The 5,786-nt window shown below is 72.1% G+C and carries 7 protein-coding genes; 1 reads left to right on the top strand and 6 read right to left on the bottom strand.

Annotated elements, in window-relative coordinates; all coding sequences use genetic code 11:
* Positions 1-672, bottom strand: a 672-nt coding sequence (locus tag PV721_RS40450) for an adenosylhomocysteinase (RefSeq protein ID WP_319733437.1), incomplete at its 3' end; no start/stop codon positions are given.
* 379 nt (positions 673-1,051) lie between these two features.
* Here PV721_RS40450 and lepB point away from each other — a divergent pair.
* Positions 1,052-1,759 (top strand): signal peptidase I, encoded by a 708-nt coding sequence (lepB, locus tag PV721_RS40445; RefSeq protein ID WP_319733435.1) that lies wholly within the window; start codon positions 1,052-1,054, stop codon positions 1,757-1,759.
* A gap of 66 nt (positions 1,760-1,825) precedes the next feature.
* Here the strand turns inward: lepB and PV721_RS40440 are convergent, their stop codons facing one another.
* From PV721_RS40440 to PV721_RS40420, 5 genes are all read right to left on the bottom strand, one after another.
* Positions 1,826-2,749: a cation diffusion facilitator family transporter gene (locus tag PV721_RS40440; RefSeq protein ID WP_319733433.1), complete on the bottom strand. Its 924-nt coding sequence runs from the start codon at positions 2,747-2,749 to the stop codon at positions 1,826-1,828.
* 72 nt (positions 2,750-2,821) lie between these two features.
* On the bottom strand, positions 2,822-3,982 hold the full coding sequence (gene manA, locus PV721_RS40435) for a mannose-6-phosphate isomerase, class I (RefSeq protein ID WP_319733431.1): 1,161 nt from the start codon (positions 3,980-3,982) through the stop codon (positions 2,822-2,824).
* Between the two features lie 40 nt (positions 3,983-4,022).
* On the bottom strand, positions 4,023-5,156 hold the full coding sequence (locus PV721_RS40430; RefSeq protein WP_319733429.1) for an SIS domain-containing protein: 1,134 nt from the start codon (positions 5,154-5,156) through the stop codon (positions 4,023-4,025).
* Between the two features lie 82 nt (positions 5,157-5,238).
* Complete coding sequence (locus PV721_RS40425) at positions 5,239-5,424, bottom strand: Trm112 family protein (RefSeq protein WP_319733427.1); 186 nt, start codon at positions 5,422-5,424, stop codon at positions 5,239-5,241.
* Between the two features lie 245 nt (positions 5,425-5,669).
* Positions 5,670-5,786: hypothetical protein (locus tag PV721_RS40420; protein ID WP_319733440.1), on the bottom strand; the 117-nt coding region annotated here is incomplete at its 5' end.

The following is a 5,786-nucleotide window of genomic DNA, read 5'->3' as shown; positions in this document are numbered from 1 at the left end:
GTTGATCGCCGGGAACAGCAGCGTGCCCTCGGACATCATCTCGTAGAGGCGGTGGACACCGGTGGTGGTCTCCTCCGTCACGCCGCGGATCTCGGACGCGAGCTGGGTCCACTTCTGGGGGGACTCGCCGAGGGTGCGGTTGAGCAGGGTGAGGATGTGGGCGTACTCCTCGGAGTCCGCGGTCGACGGGTCCGGGGCCGAGCCGGCCTTCTCGAACTCGACGCCCTTGTGGACGAGGAGGGTGGCGTCACCACCGTCGTCGAGGATCATGTTCGGGCCGCCGGTGGGGGTGTTCGGCCAGGTCAGCGCCTGCTCGGTGCACCACCAGTACTCCTCCAGCGTCTCGCCCTTCCAGGCGAAGACGGGGATGCCCTGCGGGTTCTCCGGGGTGCCGTTCGGGCCGACCGCGATGGCGGCGGCCGCGTGGTCCTGGGTGGAGAAGATGTTGCAGGAGGCCCAGCGGACCTCGGCGCCGAGGGCGGCCAGCGTCTCGATCAGGACGGCGGTCTGGATCGTCATGTGCAGCGAGCCGGTGATGCGGGCGCCGGCCAGCGGCTGCGCCTCGGCGTACTCGCGGCGGATCGACATCAGGCCCGGCATCTCGTGCTCGGCCAGGGTGATCTCCTTGCGGCCGAAGGCGGCAAGGGACAGGTCTGCGACCTTGAAGTCCATGGGTGCTGCTCCTCATGGTTCGAGAGGTGGGTACGGCTGGTCCGTGCGCCGTCCTGGGGACGGGACACCGAGCACAGTCCGTCGGGGGTCCTCTCTCCCCTCGGCCGGTCGCAAGGACCGCCCGACCCGCCATCAGCAGCGACGCCTGACACTGACCACGAATCTACACCGATCGGTGGAGTGAGCCCCAGTCAGACGAAGAAGAAGGCGTGTGGTGATCTCAGACCCTTCGGCTGGCACTTTCAGGACCTTTCGGACTTTTGATCTGCCCGTCGTGCTTCATCGGCGCGATCGTGACAGGCTTCCTGGCCGGCTCGTTCCTGATCGCGACAGCGGCGGGCACCGTGGTGACGGCGCTGACACGGAAGGGGTGGGGCCGATGGAACGCAGGCGGGGCCGGAGACGGGGCATCTGGGCGATCGTGCTGCTGGTGGCGGGCGGGGTGCTGGTGCTCGGCGGGACGGTCCACTCGGCCGTGTCCGCCGGGCACTCCGAGGTGGACTACGAGAAGCACCGCATAGCGAGCGACCACATGCGGCCGGCTTACGCGGCGGGGGACTCCGGCTGGTTCTCCATGGGGGCCGCCGGTGAGGAGCTGGAGATCGGGCGCGGGGACGTGGTGCTCGTATCGGTTCCGCAGTGGAGGACGGGCGGGCTCATGCTGTCGCGGGTGGTGGCGCGCGGCGGCGACCGGATCGAGCACCGGCGGGGCGAGAGCACCTTGCGGCTCAACGGGGAGCCGCTGGAGGAGCCGTACATCCTGGACCGGTCGGTTCCGGCGGTCGTGGCGTTCGACGTGACGGTCCCCGAGGGGCGGACGTTCCTCATGGGTGACAACCGCGGGAACTCCGCCGACTCCTCGATGCACATCTCCGAGGACGGCGGCACCGTCCCCCTGTCGGCGATCCGCGGCGAGGCCGTCGTGGAGCCCACGGACCTCATCGTCGCGGGCGGCCTCCAGTTCGTCGGCGCCGTCGTGTTCCTGGCCGGGGGCGTGCTGGGGATCGTGGCGCTGGTGGTGCGCCGCAGGGAGCCGGCGCCGGCGCAGCCGGTCCCGGGTGCCCCCGCACCCGGAGCCACGGGCTGAGGACCGGGCCGGATGCGCGAAGGCCCCCGCGGGCCGGTGCTCGCGGGGGCCTTCGTACGCCGTGGGTTACTTGGCGGCTTCGGGGCGGTAGATGTCCGGCTCCAGGTAGATCACGCGGGCGATCGGGACCGCCTCGCGGATGCGGGCCTCGGCGGCGTTGATCGCGTCCGCCACCTGGGTCGCGGTGTCGTGGCCCTCGACGGCGATCTTGGCGGCGACCAGCAGTTCCTCCGGGCCGAGGTGCAGGGTCCGCATGTGGATGACGCGGGTGACGACGTCCCCGTCGACGAGCGCGGTCTTGATCTTCTCGATCTCTTCGACGCCCGCGGCCTCGCCGAGCAGCAGGGACTTGGTCTCCGCCGCCAGGACGATCGCGATCACGATGAGCAGGACACCGATGCACAGGGTGCCGATGCCGTCCCAGACGCCGTTGCCGGTCAGCAGGGCGAGGCCGACGCCGACCAGCGCCAGCACCAGGCCGACGAGCGCCCCGAGGTCCTCCAGGAGGACGACGGGCAGCTCGGGGGCCTTGGCCCGCCGGACGAACTGGGTCCAGGTCTGCTTGCCCCGGATCTCGTTCGACTCCTTGATCGCGGTGCGGAAGGAGAAGGACTCGGCGATGATCGCGAAGACGAGCACGCCGACGGGCCAGTACCAGGCCTCGATCGGGTGCGGGTGGTTGATCTTCTCGATGCCCTCGTAGATGGCGAACATGCCACCGACGGTGAAGAGCACGATGGAGACGAGGAAGGCGTAGATGTAGCGCTCGCGCCCGTACCCGAAGGGGTGTTGCGGGGTCGCCTCGCGCTTGGCCTTCTTTCCGCCGAGGAGCAGCAGCCCCTGGTTCCCGGAGTCCGCCAGCGAGTGGACGCTTTCCGCGAGCATCGAGGAGGAGCCGCTGAAGAGGAATGCCACGAATTTGGCTACAGCGATGGCGAGATTGGCGGCGAGTGCCGCCACGATCGCCCTGGTACCGCCCGACGCGCTCATGGGTGCAGGATGTCCTTCCTAGCCACTGACTACCGGCCGCACATTGTTGCAGCCGCCGGGACGGACGCGACGTCAGACCACCACGGTGGCACGGAAGACCGTTCCGTTTCCGGATAGTTCGACCTTTTCGCCCGCCGGTACGAAGACCGATTCGCCGGGTGTCAGCGGCAGTTCGCCGACCAGTGCGGAACCGGCCGTGCAGAGCAGGATCTGCGGGGCGTCCAGCGACAGTGTGCGGGAGACGCCGCCGGGCGCGAGGAGGAAGCGGGAGAGCCGGAACTCGTCGATCGGGCTCTCGTAGACCTCCTCGCCACCGTCGCCTTCGGGGCGCAGCACGTTCGGGTCGTCCGGCTCGAACTTCGCGATCTTCAGCAGTTCGGGCACGTCCACGTGTTTGGGGGTGAGTCCGGCGCGCAGCACGTTGTCGGAGTTGGCCAGCAGCTCGACGCCGAGGCCGTCGATGTAGGCGTGCGGGACGCCGGCGCCGAGGAACATCGCCTCGCCGGGCTGGAGTCGGACGTGGTTGAGCAGCATGGCCGCGATGACTCCCGGGTCGCCCGGGAAGTGGTGGGCCAGGGTGGCGTACGGGGCGTACGGGCCCCCGAGGCGGTCGACGGCGACCGCGGTCTCGTGGACGGTGTGGGCCATCTCGGCACGGTCCGCGGTCAGTACGGCGGTGAGCATCTCGCGCAGGGCCGCCTCTTCGGGGTGCGCGTGCAGCAGGTCGACGTACGGCTTGAGGCTGTCCACGTCCAGGCCGGCGAGGAGTTCGGCGGCCTCCAGCGGCGGGCGGAAGCCGCACAGCCCGTCGAACGCGGTGAGCGCGCAGATCATTTCGGGCTTGTGGTTGGGGTCCTTGTAGTTGCGGTGGTCCGCGTCGATCGGGACCCCGCGCCGCTCCTCGTCCTCGAAGCCCGCCTTCGCCTGGGCCAGATCGGGGTGGACCTGGAGGGAGAGCGGTGCCCCTGCGGCGAGGATCTTGAGGAGAAAGGGCAGCCGGGGGCCGAACTTGGCGACGGTGGCCGCTCCGAGCTCGCCCTCGGGGTCGGCCGCGATGACGTCCGAGAGGGCCACCTCGCCGGCGCCGCGGTCGACGCGGGAGGGGGCGCCGGGGTGGGCGCCCATCCACAGCTCGGCCTGGGGCTCACCGGTGGGGTCGACACCGAGGAGCGCGGGGAGGGCCGTGGTGGATCCCCAGGCGTAGGGGCGGATCGTGTTCGTCAGGCGGTCCATCGTCGTCTTCCTGGATAGAGCCGGGGCGTGTGCGCGTACCTCAGCTGTGTCCCCCGGAAGCCAACGCCAGGTAGGCGGTGGCGAAATCCGTGACGGCGAGGAGTTCGGCGAGCTGCTCCAGCTCGACGCCCTCCTCCGGTTCGAGCTCGCTGATGGCCGTGTCGTGGCTGAGGGCGAGCTCGCGTGCGGCGGGGGCGGCGGTGAGGCCGCCGGCCGGCCGGTCACGCAGCAGGACGATGCGGGCACGAAGGGCCTGGGGCTCTTCGACCCGGTCACGGAAGAAGTCTTCGGGGTCGGCGCCGGCGGCGAAGGCCCCCGCGAGCAGGATGCCGTGGGCGGGCAGCGCCTCGGGGAGCACCGCGGACAGTGCGGGGCGGCCGGCGAGCTCGGCGAGGGTCGCGGCGAAGCGGCGGCCCGCCGGGGCGGCGCCGGTGCCCTCGCTCCAGATGAGCGGGAGGGAGTCGGCGAGCTCGGCGGCGAGCGTCTTGGCCGGGTTGGAGTAGGTGGCGATGGCGGGCCCGCAGCGTTCGGCCGTGCGGTCGAGCCGGTCGGCTACGAGCTGCAGGGTGTCGGGGGCCGCGGTGATCAGGCCGACCTTGTCGAGGAGCAGCAGCAGGGGCGTGAGCAGCGCCCACAGGGCGCCCGGGCCCGCGGCGGCGGATTCGTCGTACTCCTGGTACGGGGCCTTGGCCATCGGTACGAGGAGCCCGTGCGCGCCGTCCACGGCCTCGCTCAGCGGTGAGCGCTCGGGGGCGACGGCGACGACGGTGCAGCCGCGCCGGTACGCCTGCTCGGCGAGGAGGGCCAGGCCGGGCTCGGTGCCGTCGGTGGTGGCGATGAGCAGCAGGTCGACCGAGCCGGCCCAGCCGGGCAGGGCCCAGCGCAGTGCGCCGGCGGCGTGCGCGACGCCGGTGGGGTCCAGCCGGATCACGGGCGCGGACGCGCCGGCGAGGGCGCCCAGCAGGTCGGCGACGCCGGTGGCGGCGGTGCCGGGCCCGGCGATCAGGACGGCGCGCGGGCGGCCGTCGGGGTGCAGGTCGGCGAGGCCGGCCTCGTTCGCGTGGCGGGTCGCGGTACGGACTCTCGCCCCGGCCTCGGCCGCGCCGCGGAGCAGGCCCCGGCGGTCGACGCGGGCGAGATCGTCCGGTGCGTCGAGGAGCGACTCGTCGAGCATGGCGGCCTCCGGCGGTGTTGACGGATCCAGGGTTGCGGAATCGGTCTCAGCGTCTGCGCGTGCCTACGCGGCGCGGCAGGGGTCAGGCGGGGCGGCGGGCCTCGTCGACGAGGAGCACCGGGATGCCGTCCCGGACCGGGTACGCGAGGCCGCAGTCCTGGCCGGTGCAGATCAGCTCGGGGGCCGTCTCGTCCGCCGACTTGTCCTCGAGGGGCGCGTGGCAGGCGGGGCAGGCGAGGATCTGCAGGAGGCCGGCTTCGAGCGGCATGGGGCGGTTCCCTTCGGGCATGCGGATGGTTCTGGGGTGGGGCGAGGTCAGCGTACCGCCGAGTCACCTCGGGTGCGGCCCGGAGTGCGCGTGGGCTCCCGCCGCGGGTTGGGGGGCGACGCCGTTGCCGGGGGCGCTGCCCCGGGGCCCCCGCGCCTCGAGCGCCGGCGGGCCGAATTGCGACGGCACGGCGCTGAAGGGTCCCGGCCCGCATGGCGCGGAGCGCAAGCGGGCCGGGCCTGACATCAGGCGCGGATGAGGGCCAGGACCTCGTCGCGGACCTTCGCCAGGGTGGCCTCGTCACGGGCCTCCACGTTCAGGCGGAGCAGGGGCTCGGTGTTGGAGGCACGCACGTTGAACCA

It is taken from the genome of Streptomyces sp. MB09-01, from assembly GCF_033794505.1.
GTDB lineage: Bacteria > Actinomycetota > Actinomycetes > Streptomycetales > Streptomycetaceae > Streptomyces.
This window is presented reverse-complemented; position numbering and strand designations above follow the sequence as displayed.